A 22513-nucleotide genomic window follows, 5' to 3' on the forward strand; every position below is an offset into this window, starting at 1 on the left:
CAGGGGCCTTGAATCAAGGCATCACGGGCGGCACATACTGCAGCGTTGTACCCAGCGCCCACAGCAACACCAGCACCAACGGCACATGCACCAGCAATTGCACGAACGAGAAACCGATCAGGTCGCGCGCCTTGAGCCCCAGCACGCCCAGCAGCGGCAGCATGTAGAACGGGTTGATCAGGTTCGGCAAGGCTTCGGCCGCGTTGTAGATCTGCACGGCCCACCCCAGGTGGTACTGCAGGTCGTTGGCCACCAGCATCACGTAAGGGGCCTCGATGATCCACTTGCCGCCGCCTGAAGGGATGAAGAAGCCCAGCACCGCCGAATACACGCCCATCAGCACGGCATACGTGTCATGGGTGGCAATCTGGGTGAAGAACAGTGAAATATGGTGGGCCAGCGTCTGTTCATCGACGCCCTTCACCTGGGTGAGGATAGCGGCGATCGAACCATACAGCGGGAACTGGATGAGCACACCGGTGGTGGTCGGTACCGCGCGTGCCACCGCGTCAAGGAAGCTGCGTGGGCGCCAGTGCAGCAAAGCACCGAGCATGATGAACAACAGGTTGTAGGTGTTGAGCCCCGAGATGGCGGTAATCGCAGGTTTTGTCGCAAACTCCTGATACAGCCAGCCAGCAGCCAAGGCCACCAACAGCAGGATCAGGATTGGGCTGTGTTCCAGCCACTCCCCCGGGCGCGTGCGTTGCGGCGCGGGTGGCGCTGTGAAGCTGGGGTCGACACCGCAGTCTTCTGCGCTACGTGCGCTGTTCGGGCCCGGCGCAGTGGCATAGGCAATCACCAGCGAGACCACCACCAGTGCCGCCAACATCACGCCGGACTGCCAGAGAAAGATGGTTTCGGTAAACGGGATCACTCCGGTTATCGACAGGATTGAAGGTGGCAGGCTGGCCGGGTTGGCCTGCAGCTGCGCCGCCGAGGATGACAGGCCCAACGCCCACACCGCACCCAGGCCCAGGTAAGCGGCCGCACCCGCAGCGCGGTAGTCCATCTTCAGGTCGGTGCGCCTTGCCAAGGCGCGCACCAACAAACCTCCAAACACCAGCGACAGCCCCCAGTTGAGCAAGGAGGCCAGCATCGAGATCAGTGCTACCCAGCACACTGCCGAGCGCCCATTGCCGGGGATGCGCGCCAAACGATCGATCAGCCTCGCGGCGGGCGGCGAGCTGGCCACCACATAACCGCCGATGACCACGAAGGCCATCTGCATGGTGAACGGTATCAGGCTCCAGAAGCCGTCGCCAAACGCCTTGGCGGTGTCGGTCGGTTTGGCGCCCATGGCCAGTGCGCCGATACACACCAGCAGCACCGCCAGCGCGGCGAACACCCAGGAGTCGGGGAACCAGCGTTCAGCCCAGTTGGAGCAGCGCAAGGCAAAGCGCGCGGAGCGGCTGTCTTGAATTTCAGCGGCCACGGTTGAATTCCTTTTATTGGTTTTATGGGATGAAGCGGTATTGCCAGGCAACGCAAAAAACCTGTGGGAACGGGTTTACCCGCGAATGCGGCGGTCAATGTACCGACGCATTCGCGGGTAAACCCGCGCCTACAGGTGAGATCACGTCATGCCTTAGAAGGTCATTTCCTTCACGTCATCCGGCACGATCAGTTTGCCGGCGGTTTTCTCGATGATTTCCTCGACGCTGACCCCAGGCGCGGTCTCGCGCAGGATGAAGGCGCCGTCTTCGATTTCCAGGTAGGCCAGGTCGGTCAGCACCTTGCGGATGCAGCCCGCACCGGTCAACGGCAGGCTGCACTGTGGCAGCAACTTGGACTCGCCGTCCTTGGAGGCGTGGGTCATGGTAACGATGATGTTGTCGGCGCCGGCCACCAGGTCCATGGCCCCGCCCATGCCCTTGACCAGCTTGCCCGGAATCATCCACGAGGCGATGTTGCCCTGCACGTCCACCTCGAAAGCCCCCAGTACGGTCAGGTCGACGTGGCCGCCACGGATCATGGCGAACGATTGTGCCGAATCGAAAATCGAGGCGCCGCGGCGGGCGGTGACCGTTTGCTTGCCGGCATTGATCATGTCGGCATCGAGGGTGCTTTCGGTGGGGAATTCGCCCATGCCGAGCAGGCCGTTTTCCGATTGCAGCATCACATCCATGTCGGCGGGTACATAGTTGGCCACCAAGGTGGGGATGCCGATGCCCAGATTGACGTAGTAACCGTCCTTCAGTTCACGGGCAACGCGTTGCGCCATCTGTTCGCGGGTCAGTGCCATGGTCAGGATCTCTTTATTGTTCGGGTGGATGGCGCTCAGGCCTTGACGGTGCGCTTTTCGATACGTTTTTCGAAGGTGCCGACGATGACACGGTCCACGTAGATGCCCGGGGTGTGGATTTCGCTTGGCAGCAACACGCCGGGTTCGACGATTTCTTCCACTTCGACCACGGTGATCTTGCCGGCGGTGGCCGCCAGCGGGTTGAAGTTTTGCGCAGTGTTGCGGTACACCACGTTGCCGTAGTGGTCGGCCTTCCAGCCCTTGACGATGGCGAAGTCACCGGTGATGGACTCTTCCAGGATGTACTTGCGGCCCTTGAACTCGCGGACTTCCTTGCCGTCGGCAACCGGGGTGCCATAGCCGGTGGCGGTGTAGAACGCCGGAATGCCGGCACCACCTGCGCGCATTTTTTCGGCGAGGGTGCCCTGTGGGGTCAGTTCCACTTCCAGCTCGCCACTGAGCAACTGGCGTTCGAACTCGGCGTTTTCGCCCACGTAGGAGGCGATCATCTTGCGAATCTGCCGGTCTTCCAGCAGCACGCCCAGACCAAAACCGTCAACGCCGCAGTTGTTGGAAACCACGGTCAGGCCCTTGACGCCACGCCGCTTGATTTCGCTGATAAGGTTTTCCGGGATGCCGCACAGGCCGAAACCACCGGCCAGTACCGTCATGTTGTCGGTCAGGCCTTCGAGGGCCTGTTCATAGGTTGCAACGCGCTTGTCCAGTCCGGCCATGCTGATCCGCCTTTTGTAGTTGTTTAACCGACGAGGCTGTCGGTGAGCGTGTGCAGACATCTTCACCGCAAGCGACTGATTTGTTAATTTTGTTTTCGTCATCGATTGATAATTTTTACAAAACAAACGATAGGCCCGACATGAACGTCAAACAATTGCGCGCCTTTGTTGCCGTGGCCAAGTACCAGAGCTTCGCCCAGGCCGGTGAACACCTGCACGTTTCGCAACCGGCACTGAGCCTGACCATCAAGGCGCTGGAAGAAAACCTCGGCGGCGCCCTGCTCAGCCGCACCACGCGCAGCGTCAGCCTGACTGCCGAAGGCGAAGTGCTGCTGCCACTGGCACGCCGCCTGCTGGCCGACTGGGACGACACCGAAGAGATGCTGCGCCAGCGCTTTACCCTGCAATTGGGCCGTGTGTCAGTGGCGGCCATGCCGGCTTTTGCCGGCAACCTGTTGCCCCACGCGCTCAAGGTGTTTCGCCAGCGCTACCCCAAGGTCAACGTCACGGTGCACGACGTGATCAACGAACAGGTACAGGAACTGGTACGCCATCGCCGCGTCGAACTGGGCATCGGCTTCGAGCCGGATAACATCGATGGGCTGGACTTCCACCCGTTGTACATGGACCGCTTCGTTGCGGTAGTGGCCGCCGACTCGCCCTTGGCGCTGCTGCCCCAGGTCAGCTGGGCACAGTTGATGGCCGAAGATTTCGTGGCCCTGCAGCGCCCTTCGGCGGTGCGCCTGCTGATGGAGCAGAATGTGGCGGCCCGCCACGGCAAGCTGGCAGTCGCGTTCGAAAGCCACCAGCTGACGACCATCGGCCGCATGGTGGCCAGCGGCCTGGGGGTCAGTGCTGTGCCGGCGCTGTGCATCAACCAGATGCAGGAGCTGGGTGCCCGCTGCGTAACCTTGGTCGAGCCCACTGTCGAGCGGCGCATCGGCGTGATTGCCCTCAGCGAGCACAAGCTTTCCACCGCAGCGCAAGCACTGCTTGAGGTGCTTCTTTCCAATACCCGGATCCCGGAGGTGACATGCGTTACGTAAATCTGGCAGGCACGAGTGTTCCAGCCATCGGCCAAGGCACCTGGTACATGGGCGAAGACCCAGGTCGCAAGGCTGCCGAAGTCGCGGCGCTGCAACAGGGCATCGAGCTGGGCCTGAACCTGATCGACACCGCCGAGATGTATGCCGAAGGGGGGGCAGAAGAGGTCGTTGGCCAAGCCATTGCCGGGCGCCGCGACCGGGTATTTCTGGTCAGCAAGGTCTACCCGCACAATGCCGGCCTGCGCGGCATGGCGGCTGCCTGCGAACGCAGCCTCACCCGGCTGGGCACTGATTGCATCGACTTGTACCTGCTGCACTGGCGGGGTCAGCACCCGCTGGAGGAAACCGTCGAAGGCTTCGAGCGCTTGCGCGAGCAAGGCAAGATCAAGCGTTGGGGCGTGTCCAACTTTGACGTCGACGACCTGCGCGAACTGCGCAACCCTGATTGTGCCACCAACCAGGTGTTGTATAACCCGGCCCAGCGCGGCATCGAATTCGACTTGCTACCGTGGTGCGAAAAACGTGGCTTGCCAACCATGGCCTACTGCCCGCTGGCTCAGGCCGGGCGCTTGTTGCAGCACCCGGTACTGGCGGAAATTGCCGAGCGCCATGGCGCCACACCGGCCCAGGTCTGCCTGGCCTGGGTGACCCGCGATGACGGCGTGATCGCCATCCCCAAGGCGGTGGCGCCCGAGCACGTGCGGCTCAATGCGGCGGCGGGAGCGCTGACCTTGACCGGTGAAGACCTGCGGGCGATCGACCGGGCGTTCCCTGCACCGACGCGCAAGCAGCGGTTGGCGATGGTGTAGGCGAGCACAAGCGGGACCAGGACGCGACCTTTGGGAGCAACTGTCTTGCTCAATTTCTAAAAGGCGGCGCGATCCCTGTGGGAGCGGCCTTGTGGCAAACGTGGCCGTCGACCAAGGAATAACGCACCGTGGCCAATGAATGGTTGGGGCAGGCTCAAGGTTGCAGGCGGTCAATGTGGGGCATGCCCGCGAACACCGGCAAGGCCGGTGCCCTGCAACGCGGTGGCTGCTTCGCGGGCTCGCCCGCACCCACAGGGAACCACGCAAGTACCGAGCGTTGGGGGTCAGTGAAAATCCCGGCTGCGCACATCCAGCCCTTGCAGCAGCGGACTCACATCCTCCAACCGCCGCGCAATCAGGTGCCGCACCCCATTCTCCTGCTCCAACCGCCCACTGACCTTGAGCAGCTGCGAACCCACCAGCGCCCGTCGCTGCCGTTCGGCCAGCGCACGCCACACCACCACGTTGACCATGCCATGTTCGTCTTCCAAAGTAACGAAGGTCACACCGCTGGCGGTTTGAGGCCGTTGCCGGCCCACCACCAGCCCGGCCACGGCAATGTTGTCGCCATGCTCCACACCCTGCAATTCACTGGAGCTGCGACACCCCAGTGCCCTCAGGCGAGAACGCAACAGCGCCAGTGGATGTGGGCCAAGCGTAGTGCCGAGGGTTTGATAATCGGCCATCAGGTCCTCGCCCACGGTTGGCACGGGCAATTGCACCGGTTCTTCAGGCAAGGCCTGCACATCGGCGAACAACGGCAGCTGCGGCTGCACCGCCGCCACCTGCCAGCGCGCCTGATGCCGATCGCTGGCCAAGGCGCGCAGCGCCCCGCCATCAGCCAGGCGGGCACGGGCCCGTGCGTCCAGGCCGGCGCGCAGGCACAGGTCTTCGACGTTGCGCCACGGCCGCTGCGCCCTCGCCTGCTGCACGCGCCTGGCATCGGCTTCGGCCAGGCCACGCACCAGTCGCAGGCCCATGCGAATGGCCAGGGTGCCTTCAGCATCAGGCTCCAGGGTGCAGTCCCAGTCGCTGTGGCAGACATCAACCGGCCGCACCTCGATACCTTGGCGGCGAGCCTCTTGCAGCAGCTGATCAGGGCTGTAGAAGCCCATCGGCCAACTGTTGACCAACGCACAGGTGAAGATCGCCGGCTCATGGCACTTCAGCCAACTGCTGGCATAGCACAGCAAGGCAAAGCTGGCCGCATGCGACTCAGGGAAGCCATAGCTGCCAAACCCCTTGATCTGCTCGAAGATGCGCTCGGCAAACGCCAGCGTGTAACCATTGCGCAACATGCCCTGCACCAGCCGTTCGCGGTGCGGTTCAAGACCGCCGTGGCGCTTCCAGGCTGCCATGCTGCGGCGCAACTGGTCGGCCTCGCCCGGGGTATAGTCGGCCGCGACCATCGCCAGCTCCATCACCTGCTCCTGGAACAGCGGCACGCCCAAGGTACGTTCGAACACTTCCTTCAGTTGCGGCGACGGATACGTCACCGGCTCCTGCTTCAGGCGCCGGCGCAGGTACGGGTGGACCATGTCGCCCTGAATCGGCCCTGGGCGGACAATGGCGACCTCGATGACCAGGTCGTAGAACTTTTGGGGCCGCAGCCGCGGCAACATGGCCATTTGCGCGCGTGACTCGATCTGGAACACGCCCATGGTCTCGGCACGGCTGATCATGGCGTAGGTGGCCGGGTCTTCGCTGGGGATGGTCGCCAGGGTCAGGTGCCGGCCACGGTGGTGCTGCAGCAGGTCGAAGCAGCGACGCAAGGCGCTGAGCATGCCCAACGCCAGTACGTCGACCTTGAGCAGGCCAACCATGTCCAGGTCATCCTTGTCCCACTGGATCACCGTACGCTCCGGCATCGCGGCATTCTCCACCGGCACCAGCTGGTCAAGCGGTTGCTGGGAGATGACAAAACCGCCCGGGTGCTGTGACAGGTGCCGAGGGAAGCCGATCAGTTCGCCGGCCAGCACCAGCACCCGCCGCAGCGAAGGGCTGCCCGCTTCGAAACCGGCCTCGGCCAGGCGCTGGTCATCGGGTATGCGATCGCTCCAGCGGCCACAACATTTGGCCAGGGCATCCACCTGGTCGGCAGGTAGCCCGAGCACCCGCGCCACATCCCGCACCGCACCGGCGGCATGGTAGGTGTTGACTACCGCAGTGAGCGCCGCCCGGTGCCGGCCATAGCGACGGAACACATACTGGATCACCTCCTCGCGCCGGTCGTGTTCGAAGTCCACGTCGATGTCCGGCGGCTCGTTGCGCTCGCGCGACAGGAAGCGCTCGAACAGCAGGTGGTGTTTCATGGGGTCAAGCTCGGTGATGCCCAGTACGAAGCACACCACCGAGTTGGCTGCCGACCCCCGGCCCTGGCATAGGATGCGCTGGCTGCGGGCGAAGGCGACAATGTCGTGCACCGTCAGGAAGTAGCTTTCGTAACCCAGCTCTTCGATCAGCCCCAGTTCCTTGGCAAGCACAGCCCGCACTTTGCCACTCGGCCCGCCTGGCCAGCGCAGCGGCAGGCCTTGCTCGCACAATTCACGCAGCCAGCTTGCCGGGGTATGCCCCTCGGGCACCAGTTCGCGTGGGTACTGGTAGTTCAGTTCGCTCAGGTCAAACTGGCAGCGCCGGGCAATGACCAGGGTCTCGGCCAGCAGGTCGAGCGGATACAACTCGGCCAGTTGCGCCTGGCTGCGCAGGTGCCGTTCGCCATTGGCAAACAGAAAGCGCCCGGCCTCGCTCACCTGGCAATGCTGGCGGATGGCAGTCATGCAGTCCTGCAAGGCACGGCGACCACGCACGTGCATGTGCACGTCGCCACAGGCCACGGCGCGGATACCCACATCAGCCGCCAGTGCCCGCAACCGTTGCAGGCGCATGGCATCGTCACTGCCCCGGTGCAGGTGCACGGCCAGCCACAGGCGCTCAGCGAACACACTGCGCAGCCACGCGCCGGTAGCGGTATCGCCACTGTCAGCGGCCACCCACAAGGCCAGCAGGCCTTGGTGGTGCAGCAGCAGGTCATCACGAAACAGCTGGTACGCACCCTTCTCTGCCCGCCGCCGGGCACGGGTGATCAGCGCGCAGAGGTTCTGGTAGCCGGTCAGGTTCTCGACCAGCAGCACCAGCTTGGGCCCGTCGCACAATTGCACCTCGCTGCCAACGATCAGCCGCAACTGGTGCACCTTGGCTGCCTGCCAGGCGCGCACGATACCGGCCAGCGTGCATTCGTCAGTGATTGCCAAGGCCTGGTAGCCCTGCTCGCGCGCACGCCGGAACAGCTCGTCGGCGCTCGATGCACCGCGCTGGAAGCTGAAGTTGGAAAGGCAATGCAGCTCGGCATAACCCGGGGTGTTCATGCGAACCAACCCTGCAGCCAAAGCGGGCCGGCCTGGCTCAGGTCGCGGTAGGCCCAGCCGCGCAGGCCGTCACGGGTTTCGATGCGGTAGTAGTCGCGACGCACATCGCCGCCATCCCACCAACCTGATTCGATGCGTTCGGCGTAGCCCTGCACCTGGTAGGCGGCGTCATCCAGCGCGATCGGTGCCGACAACAGCCACCCCGGGCGGCTGCCCGGTGCAACCGGCATGTTGCCTTGGGCACCCTGCTCCGCCAACTGCCAGGCGCATTCGGGGCGGTGATCGGCGGCTGCGCCAAGCCCCTTGACGGCCTCATCCCCCAGGCGGGCGCGCAACCGCTCGCGCAATTGCGCCCAGGGTTGCGCCTGTTGCGCCCGCGGGTCGAACAACGCCTGATGCTGTGGCACAAAGGGTGGCAAGTCTTCGGCAACCAGCCGCAGGTTGCGCACCGGTGCGGGTATGCGCAGCGGCTCAAGGCGCCCACGGGCCAGCTCGAACAGCATCGCAGCATCGCGTTCGGCCGCCAGCAAACCCACCTTGAGCAGGGTATCCGGCCCCTCGGCGTGCTCCAGATGCAGGCAGAAGCGCTGCACGCCACAGTCTCGCCCGGCCAGAAATGCAGCAAGGTCGTTGAGCATGCGCCGCAGCGGGAACAACAGCGCCTGGTGCGACTCGACGTCGAAATTGAGTTCCAGCCGGGTTTCGAAACGGTCCGGTGGCTGGTAGAAATCCAGCCCCAGGTTGCGCAGGCCGAGCAACTGGTCGAGGTGCAGCTGCACCTGGGCCGCAAAGCGCCTGGCCAAGGTATCGCGCGGCAAGGCCAATACCTGGCCCAGCTGGTGCAAGCCCATGCGGGCAAACGCTTCGGCCGCCTCTGCCGGCAGGCCGACGCGCGTGATGGGCATGCCAAGCAGCGCCGCTCGGGTGGCGTCGACATCGCCCACGGCCAGGCCATCGTGGCCATTGGCGAGCATGCGAGCAGCCACCGGGTTGCTGGCCAGGACAATGCGTTGACGCAGGCCCAGATCTGCCAGTTCCTGACGCAGACGTGCCTCGAACAAGGGCCAGGGCCCGAACAGTTGCAGGCTGGAGCCCACTTCCAGCAGCAGCGCCCGAGGGTAATGCAGGCTGACCTGGGCACTGAAGCGGTAGGCCCAGGCCGCCAGCAACTGTTGCACCTGATCGATGCGTTTGGGGTCAGCTTCGACGCAGGTGAAGCCATCGGCCAGGGCACGCGCTGCGGTCAGGGTTTGCCCGGCCCGCAGGCCCAGTGCAGCGGCCGCCGGGTTGACTGCCTGCAACACGCGACGCTGGGTCGGCCCGCCAATCAGCACCAAGGGTGTATCAGGGTCGTCACGCTCCCGCAGGACGGTGTCCAGCGCAAGCTGCGGGAGCAGGATGCAGGCCCAGAGCATGGTGCATCAGCCCCGCCCCGGGCAGGGAATAGGCAGCGCTGGAGGCATGCCACCCCGGCTTTTCAGCACGCGCCATTGCGCCGGGCGCGTGTCGACTGCAATGCGCAGCGCTGCGGGTGAAGGGTTGTGCGACGCCTGCTGCGGCCTGCAGGCGAACGCCAGTGCCTGCCCGGTTTCGGCCGCTACCTGCAAGCGCCGCAGGGCGCGGTCATCGGCACGTTCCGGCCAGCACAGCACCGCCGCGCAACTGCCCGAGCGCAGGCACTGTTCGGCAGCCCAGAGGGCATCGGCAGGCTCGGCATCCACCTGTACCAGCCAGCGCAGGTCCACCCCCGCTGCCTGCCAGGCCGGTGCAAAAGGGATGAAGGGTGGAGCCACCAGCACCACTCTGCTGGCTTCTGCACTCAGCCGGGCCAGGGTTGGCCACAGCAACTGCAATTCGCCACAGCCGGGGTTGGCCAGCAACAGCTCGCTCAGTGCTGCCGCCGGCCAGCCACCTTCCGGCAAACGTTCGTCGAGGGCCGCATGGCCGGTGGGCTGCAGCCCGAGTGGCCGCGCCTGGGCCTGCCGGCCGCGCCATACCCGGCGCTGTTCCAGCAGCCTGTCGAGGTCGACCACGGCGCCCATCAGTCGCGCCTCAGCAAGCCGCAGAACACGCCTTCGATGAAAAAGTCCTGTTCGGGCTGCACATCGATCGGCGCATAGGCCGGGTTGCGTGGCAACAGCCGGTAAGTGCCGCCTTGGCGTTGCAGGCGTTTGATGGTCACTTCGCCGTCCAGGCGCGCAACCACGATTTGCCCGTCGCGGGCGTCAGCCTGTTGCAGGATGCCGACCAGGTCACCGTCAAAGATGCCGTCGTCGATCATCGAGTCGCCCCGCACCTTCAGCAGGTAGTCGGGGGTACGGCGGAACAGGCTGGGGTCGAGCAGCAACTGCTCGTGGATGTCCAGGTCCGGGCCGATGGGGGCACCCGCCGCCACCTGGCCCAGCACGGGTATTTCGAGGATTTCTGGCCGGCGCAGCGGTTCGGCCAGGCGTATGCCCCGGGCCTGGTTTGGCGTGACATCGATGTAACCGGCCTGGCACAGGGCGGTGATGTGCTTGCGCGCAACGCTGCGCGAGGCAAAACCGAAGCGCGTGGCGATATCGGCCAGGCTCGGCGGCTGACCATGCTCGGCAATGCGCTCACGGATGAATTCGAAAATGGCGCGGCGTTTGGGGGTAAGAGTGTCCATGGAGCACATTTGTACTCTTTTCGGAGCACGCTGAACAGCCCCCTTCGTCGTCAGCTTTGGTTATGATCCCCTGGCTTGTGTTTTTTCATCTGGATATCCCATGCTGACCGCCCTGCTGTTCGACCTTGACGGTACCCTCACCGACACTGACACCCTGCACCTGCAGGCCTTTCGCCAACTGCTGCGTGAACACGACGGCCGCGAGCTGAGCCAGGCGCAGTTCGACGCCCAGGTCAGCGGCCGCGCCAACGGCGAGCTGTTCGCCGAGCTGTTCAGCGGCGCCAGCGTCGAACAGTGCCAGGCGTTGGCCGACCGCAAGGAAGCGCTGTTTCGCGCGATGTCGCCGTCGCTTGAGCCAATGCCAGGCCTGTTGCGCCTGCTGGAGCATGCCCAGGCCCAGGACATCGGCATGTGCGTGGTGACCAACGCACCGCGGCTGAACGCCGAGCACATGCTGAACGCCATGGGCCTGGGCCAGCACTTTGAACATGTGCTGGTGGCCGAAGAACTGGCACGGCCCAAACCGGACCCGCTGCCCTACCTCACCGGCCTGCAGCGCCTGGGTGCCGAGGCCGGGCAAGCGCTGGCCTTCGAGGACTCATTGCCGGGGACGGCCGCGGCCAGTGGCGCGGGGATCTTTACCGTGGGCGTAGCCACGACGCAGACCCCGGAGCGGTTGCTGGCGGCGGGCGCCAGGCTGGTTGTCGACGATTTCAATGATGCGGCGTTATGGGCGTTGATCGAGCGTATGGCTTCAGACAGGGGCTGTGTTCCCGAAGGCTAAGGAGTGGGAGCCGAACCTGCTGGCGCTGCAGCCGGGGTGCCGGATGTACAACCGGGAACGCTAAGCCGTGACGCCGCATTTCGCCCTTGCAGCCATACCGCCAAAGCCGCCAACCCTGCGGGTAGCAACAACGAAGCGAATACCTGGGCAAAGCTCCAGCCCAGTGCCAGCATCTGTGCCCCGGCAAAGGCACTGAGAATCGCACCCAGGCGCCCGATGCCGCTCATCCAGCTGGCGCCGGTCGCCCGTGCTTCAGTCGGGTAAAAAGCCGCCGCCAGTGCATTCATGCCAACACTTGCCCCATTAAGGCCAAAGCCCACAGCGCTCGCAACCGCACACAACCAGGCGAAGTCCGCAGCGACCTGACCAATTGCAAAAATCACCGCACCACTGAACAGGAAGGTCAGTACCAGCACGCGCTGCGCCGGGTAGCGATCCATGGCCCAACCCACCGAAATCGCGCCCAACGGGCCGCCAATCTGGAAACAGGCGGTGACGATGGCCGCTTCGGCCACCGAAAACCCGCCCCCCTCCTTTACCAGCGTCGGCAACCAGCCGCTGAACAGATAGACCAGGAACAGCGCCAGCACGTACCCACCCCAGAGCATGCAGGTACCAAAGCGATACCGCGCAGAGAGGATGGTGCCGATTGCACCGCCTGCAGCCTGGGCTTTACCAGGCAAGACAAAGGTCGTGTCGGCGTTGACATGCTCACGTGCCAGGCGACGGACAATGGCCAGAATGCGCTTGCGGTCCGCCCCTTTGCTGACCAGGAACGTCACCGATTCCGGCAGGCGCCAATACAGCAACGGCAGGACCATCAGCGGCAACACCCCACCCAATGCCAGGACACTGCGCCAGCCCAGGTTCGGAATCATCCAGGCGCTGACGAAGCCACCTGCCGCCGCGCCCAGGGAGAACCCGCAGAATGCCAGGGTAATGAGCAGCGAGCGGCTGCGTGCCGGGGCATACTCGCTGACCAGGGTGCTGGCATTGGGCATGGCTGCGCCCAGGCCCAGGCCGGTCAGAAAGCGCAACGCGACCAGGGCTTCCAGGTTGGGTGAAAAGGCTGAGGCCAGTGTCCAGAGGCCGAACAGCAGGACGCTGCACAGCAACACCGCCTTGCGCCCATAACGGTCCGCCAAGGGGCCGGCAATCAAGGCGCCAAGTGCCAGGCCGATCAACGCGGCGCTCAATACCGGGCCCAGACTTTGCGCATCCAGGCCCCAATCGCTTTTCAATTGCGGGGCAATGAAGCCGATGATGGCGACGTCCAGGCCGTCCAGGGCGATGATGAGAAAGCCGAGGAACACCACCCATTTCTGGTAACGGCCGATGGGTTGCTGGTCGATCAGTTGGCGCACGTCGAGTGTGTTGTTCATAGGTATCACCTGTTGTTGTTTTTATGACGGTGTTTGTCGCAGCCCTAGTGGAAAAGGCTGGGTAAGCGCACAGGCCTTATGATGCGTGTTTCCTGAGCCACTACCAGGTCGCGGGTGGCATGCAGGTACGCGGCAAAGTCCGGGTCGGCATCCCGCGCTGCGCTGCGCTTCTCGAAGTCATCGAGGCTGTCATAGCCCCACAAGTGCACCACCTGGTTCAACGGCCCGATGCTGCTGGTGTAAAACGCCAGGGGTGCACCGAGGTGGCGCAGCAGGATCGGCATCGCCAGCTGGTCGAACGCCTCGAGAAAGGCCGCCATGCCGCGCGGGCGAATGGTGTAGATGCGGTGGTCGACCACAGGCTTGTCCATCACGCCACCTCCCGTGCGTTGCCCGCCGCCAGCCCCTGCTCGACACCCGCCAGATGGCGCCCGGTGATGTAGGCAAAGGTCATGATCGGCCCCAGGGTGATGCCCGCCCCGGGGTAGTTGCCGCCCATGATGCTGGCGCGGTCGTTACCCACCGCATACAGACCGTCGATGACTTGCCCGTCGGCCGCCAACACTTCACCGGTCACACGGGTGCGCAGCCCGTCGAAAGTGCCCAGATCGCCCATGATCACTTTCACGGCAAAGTACGGTCCCTCGCCAACCGGCGCTACGCACGGGTTGGGTTGTTGCTGCGGGTCGGCCAGGTAGCGATTGAAGCTGGTGCTGCCGCGGCCGAACTGACGGTCTTCGCCGTGGACAGCGCCAAGGTTGTACTCGCGCACAGTCTGCTCCAGCCCTTGCGCATCGATACCGGCCTTGCCGGCCAACTCCGCCAGGGTCTGGCCCTTGAGCAGGTAGCCGTTGCGCAGCAATGGCCCCAGCGGCATCGGCGCAGGCTTGGCAAAGCCCAGCCCGTATTTGGCCAGGGTGCGGCGGTCGCATACCAGCCACATGGCGGTTTCTGCCTGGTCGGAACACGCCTCGATCAGCGCTGCGCCCACGTCGTGGTAGGCATTCGACTCATTGGTGAATCGCTGCCCCGAACGCAGCACGCCGATCACACCCGGCTTGTAGCGGTCGAGCAAGTGCGGAAAGGCAATATGCCGCCCACCACCCACCGGCACCTTCGATACCGGCATCCAGGCTGCAGGTGCCTGCAGGCAGATATCGACCTTTGCTCCCAGCGCCTCGGCCATGCGCGCACCATCGCCGGTGTTGCCCGCTGGCACCGGTGAAAAATGCTCGCCGCCACGCCGTACATGCGGGTAGGCCTGGCGCAGCCGTTGCAGGTCATGGGAGAAACCGCCACAGGCCAGCACCACCCCACGCCGGGCCTCGATGCGCTGCTCGCTGCCGGCCTGCCCGGTCACCGCCCCCACTACCCGCGCCCCTTCGCGCAGCAACTGCCGCGCCGGGGTGCCTGTGAGAATCGGAATGCCCAGGTCCAGTGCCGAGCGTACCAGCCGTGCCGCCAGGGCATTGCCACTGGTGACCTGGGTGCCGCGTCGGTACAAGGCCAGCTCCTTCAAATGGGTCAGCAGGCGTTTGGCCACGTAGGCGAACGAGGTCAACGAACGGGTGACATTGAAGAAGTGCTTGAGGTCGGCATTCGACGAGTTGAACATCATGCCGATGAAGGTGATGGTCTTCAGCGGCGGGCGCAGCCGCGCCATGTCGGGCCCCAGACCACGGATGTCGTAAGGTGCGGCCAGTATCGAGCGGCCCACATCGACGCCGCCTTCCACCTGCGGGTGATAATCGGGGTACAGCGTGGGCACGAACTTGACTGCCGTCTCGCGCTCGAAAAACTCAACCATCTGCGGCGCGTAGCGCAAGAATGCCTCCACCCCGGCCGCATCGAAGCAGGCACCGGTTTCGTTGCGCAGGTAGGTCATGGCCGCTGCTTGGCTGTCATTGCCCCCGTGCCGGGTGCCCGGCACCCACAGCACGCCGCCGGAAAACGCCGTGGTGCCGCCGAAGCACGCCTCCTTTTCGATGACGATCACATCCAGGCCAAGCTTTTTCGCCGTGATGGCTGTCGCCAGGCCGCCAGCACCCGCACCGATGACCAGTACATCGCAGCTACGCGTATTCATTGGCCTGCCCCCTCGAAGCCAGGGCGCGGGATCAATGCCATGGGCATGCTTTCCAATCCGCCATCCACGGTCAGCTCGGCGCCGTTGATATAGTCGGCGCGACGGCTGGCCAGAAACAGCACGGCTTCGGCGATGTCTTGCGGCTCACCGATGCGCTGGTTGGCGGTCATGGCGCTACGCCGGCGCTCCACCTGTGGGTCGGCATAGAACGCCGCCGACAATGGCGTGCGGATCAAACCCGGGCATACGGCGTTGCTGCGCACACCACGCGGCCCCCATTCCACGGCGATCTGCCGCGACAACATGCTGACGCCTGCCTTCGCCGCGCTGTAAGCGCCACTGTTGGGTTGCGGGTAATGGGCTGCAATCGAGGCCACATGCACGATACGGCCCTGGCCGCAGTCCAGCATGGAACGGCCAAAGGCCTGGGCACACAAAAGGTAGCCACTGAGGTTGACCGCCAGCACCTGGTTCCATTGTTCCAGGCTTAGCGTGTCCAGCGCACCGGGGCGCAGCACGCTGGCATTGTTGACCAGTACATCGCAGCGCCCATGCAGCGCCTGTACCTGGGCCGCAGCCTGCTCCACGCTGGCCGGGTCGGCAATGTCGCAGGCCAGGGCAATGACTTCGCCTGCACTGTGTTCCCCCAGGGTGGCCGCCAGTTCGCGGCATTTGTCCAGGTCGCGGTCAAGCAGCACCACGTGGGCCTGCTGCTCCACCAAGGCTGCGGCCAACGCTGCGCCAATGCCGCCGGCCGCGCCGGTCACCACGCATACGGCCGACTCCAGGCCTAGCCACTGAGAAAGGATCTTGTTGTTGTGCATGCTGCTCTCCAGAGCGTTGCTTGTTCTGGGCAACAGGCTATGGCCGGCAGGCCCACCGGCAGAATGGACAAAACCTGCAACCAGCCCCACATTCCCGTCAATTTGCCCACTGCGCCCTGAAGCCTGCGTGCAGCTATGGCACAGTAGCGGGCAGTGAACAGAACAATTACAACACCATGAACAAGATCCCCAATTACGCCCTGTACGGTGAAACCGCGCAGCCGGTGTGGCACGAAGCCTTGCATGTGGAGCAGATATCCCAGCGCTCTGGCGCGCACAACTGGGAGATTGCCGCACACCGTCACGAAGGCTTGCTGCAGCTGTTGTACCTGCAAAGCGGTGGCGGCGAGGTGCTGTTCGACAGTGACCGGTTTCAGGTTCATGCACCCTGCGTGGTGTACGTCCCGGCGCAGGTGGTGCATGGATTTCATTGGGCCAGCCAGGTAGAAGGCCAGGTAATCACGGCTGCACAGCACCCGCTGGATAGCATCGCCCAGGTGCTGGCACCCAGCGTGCGGGTGCAACTGCGCAAACCACAGGTAATTGCCCTGCCCCACTGGGCCGCCGATGAAGACCCGTTGTTGCCCCTGTTTCGGGCCCTGCGCGAGGAATACCACAACCGCGCCCGCGAGCATGTGGCCAGCAGCATGGCGCTATTGCTGGCACTGATGATCCATGTCCTGCGCCATGAGCCGTACATGCCCGCAGGTGAGCAGCGCCCAGTATCAAGACGCAGCCAGCAACTGACGGCTTTTCGCGAGCTGGTAGACATGCACTACCGCGCGCACTGGCCACTGGCGGAATACGCCGCCGAATTGGGCATGACCCTGGTGACGTTGGGGCGGTTGTGCCAGGAACACCTGGGCATGACGCCGATGAATGTGATCAATGCCCGACTGGTGCTGGAGGCCAAGCGCATGCTCGGGCATTCGAGCCTGAGCGTGAAAGAGATCGCCCATGAGCTGGGGTTTGCCGATGTGGGGTATTTCAGCCGGTTCTTTCGCAAGCAGGCGGGGGTGAGCCCTAGCGGATTTCGGGAGGGCCAGTAACGCCCGCAGGTTCTGTGGGCGGTACTGGCAATGCACGCGTCTGTGGCTTACCCGCGAAGAAACCCGTGCAGGAAACATCAAACAGCCAAGGCCCGCTGCACTTCCCCCACCGTGGTCGCCAAACTGCTCAGGTGCAGGCTCGACACCCGCTCCACCGGCGCCTGATCCAGCGGCCATTGCAAGGCAATGCTGCCGACCAGGCGCCCTTCGGCATGTACTGGCAAGGCAATGGCGCGGATCAGGAACGGCAGGCGCACCGGGTATTCCCAGTAGCCTTCGGTGCGCTGACCAAAGCCCTTGTGCGCTTGTTCTTCGATATCGCGCAACAACCCGTCGTCACCCAGCCGCTCATGGGCCGCCAGGCGCTGCACTTCGTCCACCGCCAGCTCCCCGAGGCACGCCCGCCCCATCGCCGAATGAAACAGGCTGGCATGCTGCCCAACGATCTGACTGGTGAGCGGATAGCGCTTGCGCAGCACCTGGGGGATGGCGCTTTCCATCACCTCCAGCCGCTGGCCGTCGAAACACGACAGGTCAGCGACCAGCCCGGTGCGCTCACTCAGCTCCAGCAGCATGGGCGCTGCGCTTTCCACCAGGCGCCGCTTGAAACGCAACTGGCGGTCACCGAACAGGCGTCGCGCGCACAGCCGGTAGCGCCGGTCGGCAAGGCCGCGGTACACCCAGCCTTGCGCCTGCAAGGTGGCGATCATGCGCGACACCGTGGCCTTGGGCAGCGCCGTCAGGTAGTGCAGTTCTTCCAGGCCCAACGCCTGGTGTTCGCCCAGCAGGTCGACAATGGCCAGCGCCCGCTCCACCGAACGCACGCCGCCGCTGTCTGCCGTGATGCCCATGGGTATGACCTCCTTGTAGCGGGATGGTCAGGATAGCCAGCAAGATCCGCGCCTGCCCATGCTTTCATGGCGCAAGCAGGCGTTGTGGCGGGCAGCGCGCCACCCAGCGGGTGAGCTGTTCATGGGCATATGCCAACTGCAGCACGGCATGGTCGGCCTGCGCCGGGCCGATGATTTGCAGGCCCATGGGCAACCCGGCGGCATTGAACCCCACCGGCACGCTGATGCTCGGCAAGCCGGCCAAGGTCGGCCCGATCACCACTTCCATCCAGCGGTGGTAGGTGTCCATTGCCCGCCCCCCGACCACCGCCGGCCATGGCTGGCGTGCATCGAAAGGGAACACCTGGGCCGAGGGCAACAGCAGGAAGTCGTAACGCTCGAACAGCTTGCCCATGGCGCGGTACCAGTCGCTGCGGTCCAACGAAGCCTGGTACAGCGCCGCCGCACTCAGCTGCAAGCCACCTTCCACCTCCCACTGTGCTTCGGGCTTGAGCAATGCGCGCTTGCCAGGGTCGGCATAGGCTGCGCCGAGGTTGCCATGCACCAGGAAGTGGCGGTGGGTCAGCCAGCATTGCCACAAGCGCGCCAGGTCGAATGCCGGCTGGCAGGCCTCGACCCGGCAGCCCAGCTCGGCAAAGTCGGCCAGCGCCGACTCGCACAGGCTCATTACCCCGTCATCCATCGGCAGATAGCCGTTGTAGTCGCCCAGCCAGCCCACCCGTACACCGCGAAAATCGCGCGGCAAGCCAACGGTAAAATCGCGCCAGCCTTCGCTTAGCGACAGCGGCGCCCGGGCATCAACACCCGCCTGTATCGACAGCAGCCGCGCCACGTCGACCACACTGCGGCCCATCGGCCCTTCTGTGGCCAGCTGCTGCACGAACAGCTCGGGCGCCGGCCCATGCGGCACGCGGCCCTGCGATGGGCGCAGGCCGAACAGGTTATTGAACGCCGCCGGGTTGCGCAGCGAGCCCATCATGTCGCTGCCGTCGGCCACCGGCAGCAAGCGCATGGCCAGCGCCGCTGCAGCCCCACCGCTGCTGCCACCCGCCACCCGCGACGGGTCGTAGGCGTTGGTGGTGGTGCCAAACAAGGGGTTGTAGCTTTGCGAGCCCAGGCCAAACTCAGGCACATTGCTCTTGCCCATGATCAATGCCCCGCTCGCCCGCACCCGCGCCACGCTGATCGCATCCTGTTCGGGTACCTGCTCGGCAAACAGCGGCGAGCCGAGCGTGGTACGCAGCCCGGCCGTGGCGGCGAGGTCCTTGATTGCCTGCGGCATGCCATGCATCCAGCCGCGCGAATGGCCACAGGCCAGTTCGCGGTCACGCGTCTCGGCCTCGGCCAGCAGCACTTCGGCCGGGCGCAGCGAGACCAGTGCATTGACCTGCCGATTGAAGCGCTCGACATGCCCCAGGTAAGCCTGCATCACTTCCCGGCATGACAACTGGCGGGCATGGATGGCCTGGGACAGTGCTTCGGCATCGAGGGCAACAATGGGGTCGATGGCTAGCGGCTTCACGGTTTTACTCCAAGGTTGAAGGCGGCAGGCTTGACTGCCCGCGGTGCTTCTTTCAGGCAATAGGTGCCCAGCAATGTCAGCAGGCAGGCAAACAGCACGTAGAACGCCGGCGCCACTGGGGTGCCGAGCACCTGGGTGAGCCAGGTCACGATCAACGGGGCAAAGCCACCGAACACCATCACCGCCACGTTGTAGGCCACCGACACGCCGGTGGAACGCACCTGGACCGGGAACTGTTCGGCCAGGGCAGTAGGTGCCGGGCCGAAGAAACCACCGATGGCCGTGCACAACAGCAGTTGCATGACCAACAGGCGCTCCAGGGAAGGCGCAGCGGCCACCCACACATACAGTGGGTAAACCATCACGAAGAACGCCAGGGTGAAGGCCATCAGCACCGGGCGCCGCCCCAGCCGGTCAGACAGCGCCCCGGACAACGGAATCACGAGGGTCATCAGCCCCACGGCGAGCATCTGCACCAGCAGCACCTGGTCCAGCGGCAGGCCTAGGCTTTTGTGGGCGAAGGTCGGCATGTTCACCAGCACCACGTAGAACGAAACCGTCGCGCCGCAGGCCAACCCCATCGACACCAGCAGGCTGCGCCGGTGTTCACGCAGCACCTGCCACAGGCTGGGCGACTGGCCCTTGGCATGGCGACGCGCCTCGACAAACGCCTCAGGCTCCTCCATATGCTTGCGAATCCACAGCCCGACCGGCCCGATCAGCAGGCCCAGCACGAACGGGATGCGCCAGCCCCAGCTTTCCAGCGCCTCAGGCGAGCACAGGTGGGTAACCAACGCCACCATTGCCGCCCCGGAAAACACCGCCAGGCACTGCCCTACCAATTGCCACGAACCATACAGGCCCTTGCGGTGGGCAGGCGCGCTTTCCACCAGAAACGCCGTGGCGCTGGCATATTCACCACCGGTGGCAAAGCCCTGCAGCATGCGCGCCACCACGATCAGCAGCGGCGCAGCCATGCCGATGGCCAGGTAGTCGGGTGCGAAGGCGATCATGGCGATGGACACGGTCATCAGGCGGATGATCATCTGCATGGCCGCCTTGCGGCCCTTGCGGTCGGAATACATGCCCAGCAGCACGCCGCCCACAGGGCGCATGAAAAACCCGACGCCGAAGGTGGCAAGGGCCATCAGCAGCGAGGCGTACGCGTCGTCGGACGGGAAGAACTGCCGGGCGATGATGCTGGCCAGAAAGCCATACACGATAAAGTCATACCATTCCAGGGCGTTGCCGATAACGGCGGCCACCACTTGCCGGGTACGCGACACGCCGGTGCTCGAAGTCTGCATAGGGAACACTCCACACAATGATTGGGTGATCGCCCAGGCGCAGTCGCGCCCGGGTTCCAGCGGCAGTGGTCAAAAAGGGACAATCAGGCAGGTGCCAGCCAGCGCTCTGCCAGCGCGCCCCAGTAGGCGGCGCCGGTCAGCAGGATGTCGTCGTTGAAGTCGTAGGCCGGGTTGTGCACCATCGGCCGCGATACACCATTGCCGATGAACAGGTAGGCCCCCGGGCAGCGCTGCAGCATCCAGGCGAAGTCTTCGCTGCCCATCAGCTTGCGGGTGTTGCCATCCACTGCCTGGGCGCCCAGCAACTCGACCCCTACCTGGGTGGCGAAGGCGTTTTCAGCGGCATGGTTGACCAGCACCGGGTAGGCCGGGCGATGCTCGATGCTGGCGCGGCAGCCAAAGCTCTCGGCCTGACTGACGATGATTGCCCGCACTCGCTCAAGGGCCTGCGCCCGCACCTCGGCGTTCAGCGCGCGCAGGCTAAGGCGCAACAGCGCCTGTTGCGGGATCACGTTGGCCGCTTCGCCGGCCTGCAACGCGCCGACGGTGACCACTGCCGCCTCCTGCGCATCGATATTGCGCGCCACCACGGTTTGCAGCGCCATCACCACACTGGCGGCCGCCACCAGCGGGTCGACGGCTAGGTGCGGCATCGAGCCATGGCCACCCAACCCGTCCAGGGTCACCGTCAGCAGGTCTTGCGAAGCCATCATCGGCCCTTCACGAAACCCCAGGTGCCCGGCCGGCAGCCCTGGCATGTTGTGCATGCCGAATAGCGCATCACATGGGAAGCGCTCCAACAGGCCGTCGGCCAGCATCGCCTCGGCACCGCCCTGGCCCTCCTCGGCCGGCTGGAAGATCAGTGTCAGCGTGCCGTCGAACTGCCGGGTGGCCGCCAGGTAGCGCGCGGCGCCAAGCAGCATGGTGGTGTGCCCGTCATGACCACAGGCGTGCATGCAGCCTGGGTGCTGGCTGCTGTATGCCGCACCCGTTGCTTCGTGGATGGGCAGCGCGTCCATGTCGGCGCGCAGGCCCAGCCGGCGGGGGCTGCTGCCGTTGCGCAGCACGCCGACCACGCCGGTCTTGCCGATACCGGTGTGCACTTCATAGCCCCATGCCTCCAGCAGTCGGGCGACCAATGCCGAGGTGCGGCTTTCTTCAAAGCCCAGTTCCGGGTGAGCGTGGATATCGTGACGAATCGCGTGCAGGTCGCTGGCCACGTCAGCGAGCCAGGCCTGGATATGCTGATGTCGGGACATGTGGAGTCTCCTCGCGCGGGTGGTTTCCCGTTCTTGTTGTTCGCCTTCAGGTCACGACAGGTGAGGCAGGTCGTGCTTGGCTCACAGATAAGCGCGAGTGACGCGGGATCACAAACGAATGTGGTTCCGCCCAGCGGAACCAGTCGGGGGGAGAAGCGGAATGGGTGTGGAGCTGGAGTCGTAGGTAAAGCTGTACGTGGCGTTGTTTTCGTTGAACAGTGCGGTCAGGCGGCCTTGTCGTACTCGTAGCGAACCCGCTGGCCCTTGGCATCCTGGCGGCTGCTCGGCAGGCCGCGGGCCGTGCGCATCAGGCGGGTGGTCTGGCCCTTGCCGTCGGTGTGGCTGAGCACCTGACCGTAGACGTTGTAGGTGAAGCTTTCCGTGGTGCCGTCCGGGTGGCTGATGCGCAGCACTTCGCCGTCGGGCTTGCGCGCCAGCGTGGTGGTCTGGTTCAGCGCGTCCGTTACTGCAACTAGGTGCTGGCGTTCGTCATAGCGGTAGTACGTACTCTTGCCCGAGCAGTCCTGGTAGCGCTCGACCTGGGCCAGGGTGTTCCACCACAGGTACTTGGACTTGTAGGTCGCATCGATGATGGTGTGCGGC

General features: G+C 64.7%; 19 protein-coding genes and 1 pseudogene. 4 read left to right on the forward strand and 16 right to left on the reverse strand.

Annotated elements, in window-relative coordinates; translation table 11 throughout:
• Positions 1 to 13: 13 nt before the first annotated feature.
• The 3 genes from ACTJJN_RS07615 to ACTJJN_RS07625 all read right to left on the reverse strand — a co-directional run bounded on the left by ACTJJN_RS07615 (position 14) and on the right by ACTJJN_RS07625 (position 2976).
• Positions 14 to 1432 (reverse strand): short-chain fatty acid transporter, encoded by a 1419-nt coding sequence (locus ACTJJN_RS07615; RefSeq protein WP_004576289.1) that lies wholly within the window; start codon positions 1430 to 1432, stop codon positions 14 to 16.
• A 153-nt stretch (positions 1433 to 1585) separates the two neighbouring features.
• Positions 1586 to 2242: a CoA transferase subunit B gene (locus tag ACTJJN_RS07620; RefSeq protein WP_004576290.1), complete on the reverse strand. Its 657-nt coding sequence runs from the start codon at positions 2240 to 2242 to the stop codon at positions 1586 to 1588.
• Between the two features lie 35 nt (positions 2243 to 2277).
• Positions 2278 to 2976 carry a CoA transferase subunit A gene (locus ACTJJN_RS07625; RefSeq protein ID WP_004374230.1) on the reverse strand — a complete coding sequence of 233 codons (699 nt, stop codon included), beginning with the start codon at positions 2974 to 2976 and terminating at the stop codon, positions 2278 to 2280.
• Positions 2977 to 3116: 140 nt separating this feature from the next.
• On the opposite strand from ACTJJN_RS07625, the gene ACTJJN_RS07630 reads away from it, so the two are divergent.
• Positions 3117 to 4022 (forward strand): LysR family transcriptional regulator, encoded by a 906-nt coding sequence (locus ACTJJN_RS07630; RefSeq protein WP_004374224.1) that lies wholly within the window; start codon positions 3117 to 3119, stop codon positions 4020 to 4022.
• Positions 4010 to 4831 carry an aldo/keto reductase gene (locus ACTJJN_RS07635; RefSeq protein ID WP_221100396.1) on the forward strand — a complete coding sequence of 274 codons (822 nt, stop codon included), beginning with the start codon at positions 4010 to 4012 and terminating at the stop codon, positions 4829 to 4831. Before ACTJJN_RS07630 ends, ACTJJN_RS07635 begins: the two co-directional genes overlap by 13 nt.
• 284 nt (positions 4832 to 5115) lie before the next feature.
• Here the strand turns inward: ACTJJN_RS07635 and ACTJJN_RS07640 are convergent, their stop codons facing one another.
• Genes ACTJJN_RS07640 through lexA form a run of 4 tightly spaced genes read right to left on the reverse strand, consistent with a single transcriptional unit; the run spans position 5116 to position 10855 of the window.
• Entirely contained in the window at positions 5116 to 8196 is a 3081-nt protein-coding gene (locus ACTJJN_RS07640; RefSeq protein WP_440781175.1) for an error-prone DNA polymerase, read from the reverse strand.
• Entirely contained in the window at positions 8193 to 9611 is a 1419-nt protein-coding gene (locus ACTJJN_RS07645) for a Y-family DNA polymerase (RefSeq protein WP_012052392.1), read from the reverse strand. Before ACTJJN_RS07645 ends, ACTJJN_RS07640 begins: the two co-directional genes overlap by 4 nt.
• Positions 9612 to 9617: 6 nt before the next feature.
• Positions 9618 to 10238: a translesion DNA synthesis-associated protein ImuA gene (imuA, locus tag ACTJJN_RS07650; RefSeq protein WP_004374214.1), complete on the reverse strand. Its 621-nt coding sequence runs from the start codon at positions 10236 to 10238 to the stop codon at positions 9618 to 9620.
• Positions 10238 to 10855: a transcriptional repressor LexA gene (gene lexA, locus ACTJJN_RS07655; RefSeq protein WP_012052394.1), complete on the reverse strand. Its 618-nt coding sequence runs from the start codon at positions 10853 to 10855 to the stop codon at positions 10238 to 10240. The genes imuA and lexA overlap by 1 nt, the downstream gene beginning before the upstream one ends.
• 91 nt (positions 10856 to 10946) lie before the next feature.
• Between lexA and ACTJJN_RS07660 the strand changes: the two genes are divergently transcribed.
• Positions 10947 to 11630, forward strand: a complete 684-nt coding sequence (locus tag ACTJJN_RS07660) for an HAD family hydrolase (RefSeq protein WP_012052395.1) — start codon at positions 10947 to 10949, stop codon at positions 11628 to 11630.
• Here the strand turns inward: ACTJJN_RS07660 and ACTJJN_RS07665 are convergent.
• Genes ACTJJN_RS07665 through ACTJJN_RS07680 form a run of 4 tightly spaced genes read right to left on the reverse strand, consistent with a single transcriptional unit; the run spans position 11627 to position 15922 of the window.
• Positions 11627 to 13012, reverse strand: a complete 1386-nt coding sequence (locus ACTJJN_RS07665) for an MFS transporter (RefSeq protein ID WP_012052396.1) — start codon at positions 13010 to 13012, stop codon at positions 11627 to 11629. The genes ACTJJN_RS07660 and ACTJJN_RS07665 overlap by 4 nt on opposite strands.
• Positions 13013 to 13056: 44 nt before the next feature.
• Positions 13057 to 13383: an NIPSNAP family protein gene (locus ACTJJN_RS07670; RefSeq protein ID WP_004374204.1), complete on the reverse strand. Its 327-nt coding sequence runs from the start codon at positions 13381 to 13383 to the stop codon at positions 13057 to 13059.
• Positions 13383 to 15098, reverse strand: coding sequence for an FAD-dependent oxidoreductase (locus ACTJJN_RS07675; RefSeq protein ID WP_019751676.1), 1716 nt, complete (start codon positions 15096 to 15098; stop codon positions 13383 to 13385). The genes ACTJJN_RS07670 and ACTJJN_RS07675 overlap by 1 nt, the downstream gene beginning before the upstream one ends.
• Positions 15095 to 15922 (reverse strand): SDR family NAD(P)-dependent oxidoreductase, encoded by an 828-nt coding sequence (locus ACTJJN_RS07680; RefSeq protein WP_440781176.1) that lies wholly within the window; start codon positions 15920 to 15922, stop codon positions 15095 to 15097. The genes ACTJJN_RS07675 and ACTJJN_RS07680 overlap by 4 nt, the downstream gene beginning before the upstream one ends.
• A gap of 176 nt (positions 15923 to 16098) precedes the next feature.
• Between ACTJJN_RS07680 and ACTJJN_RS07685 the strand changes: the two genes are divergently transcribed.
• Entirely contained in the window at positions 16099 to 16971 is an 873-nt protein-coding gene (locus tag ACTJJN_RS07685) for a helix-turn-helix domain-containing protein (protein ID WP_274094748.1), read from the forward strand.
• Between the two features lie 77 nt (positions 16972 to 17048).
• Here ACTJJN_RS07685 and ACTJJN_RS07690 read toward each other — a convergent pair whose 3' ends face one another.
• From ACTJJN_RS07690 to ACTJJN_RS07710, 5 genes and pseudogenes are all read right to left on the reverse strand, one after another.
• Entirely contained in the window at positions 17049 to 17822 is a 774-nt protein-coding gene (locus ACTJJN_RS07690; protein WP_004576295.1) for an IclR family transcriptional regulator, read from the reverse strand.
• Between the two features lie 64 nt (positions 17823 to 17886).
• Complete coding sequence (locus tag ACTJJN_RS07695; protein ID WP_088513225.1) at positions 17887 to 19344, reverse strand: amidase; 1458 nt, start codon at positions 19342 to 19344, stop codon at positions 17887 to 17889.
• Complete coding sequence (locus tag ACTJJN_RS07700) at positions 19341 to 20651, reverse strand: citrate-proton symporter (protein ID WP_440781177.1); 1311 nt, start codon at positions 20649 to 20651, stop codon at positions 19341 to 19343. Before ACTJJN_RS07700 ends, ACTJJN_RS07695 begins: the two co-directional genes overlap by 4 nt.
• A gap of 83 nt (positions 20652 to 20734) precedes the next feature.
• Positions 20735 to 21910 carry a M20 aminoacylase family protein gene (locus ACTJJN_RS07705; protein ID WP_047604857.1) on the reverse strand — a complete coding sequence of 392 codons (1176 nt, stop codon included), beginning with the start codon at positions 21908 to 21910 and terminating at the stop codon, positions 20735 to 20737.
• A gap of 171 nt (positions 21911 to 22081) precedes the next feature.
• Positions 22082 to 22513: pseudogene (locus ACTJJN_RS07710) on the reverse strand (type IV secretion protein Rhs); the annotation flags it as partial.

The sequence above is a fragment of the Pseudomonas sp. 22515 genome (genome assembly GCF_052044625.1).
Classification (GTDB): Bacteria; Pseudomonadota; Gammaproteobacteria; order Pseudomonadales; family Pseudomonadaceae; genus Aquipseudomonas; species Aquipseudomonas alloputida.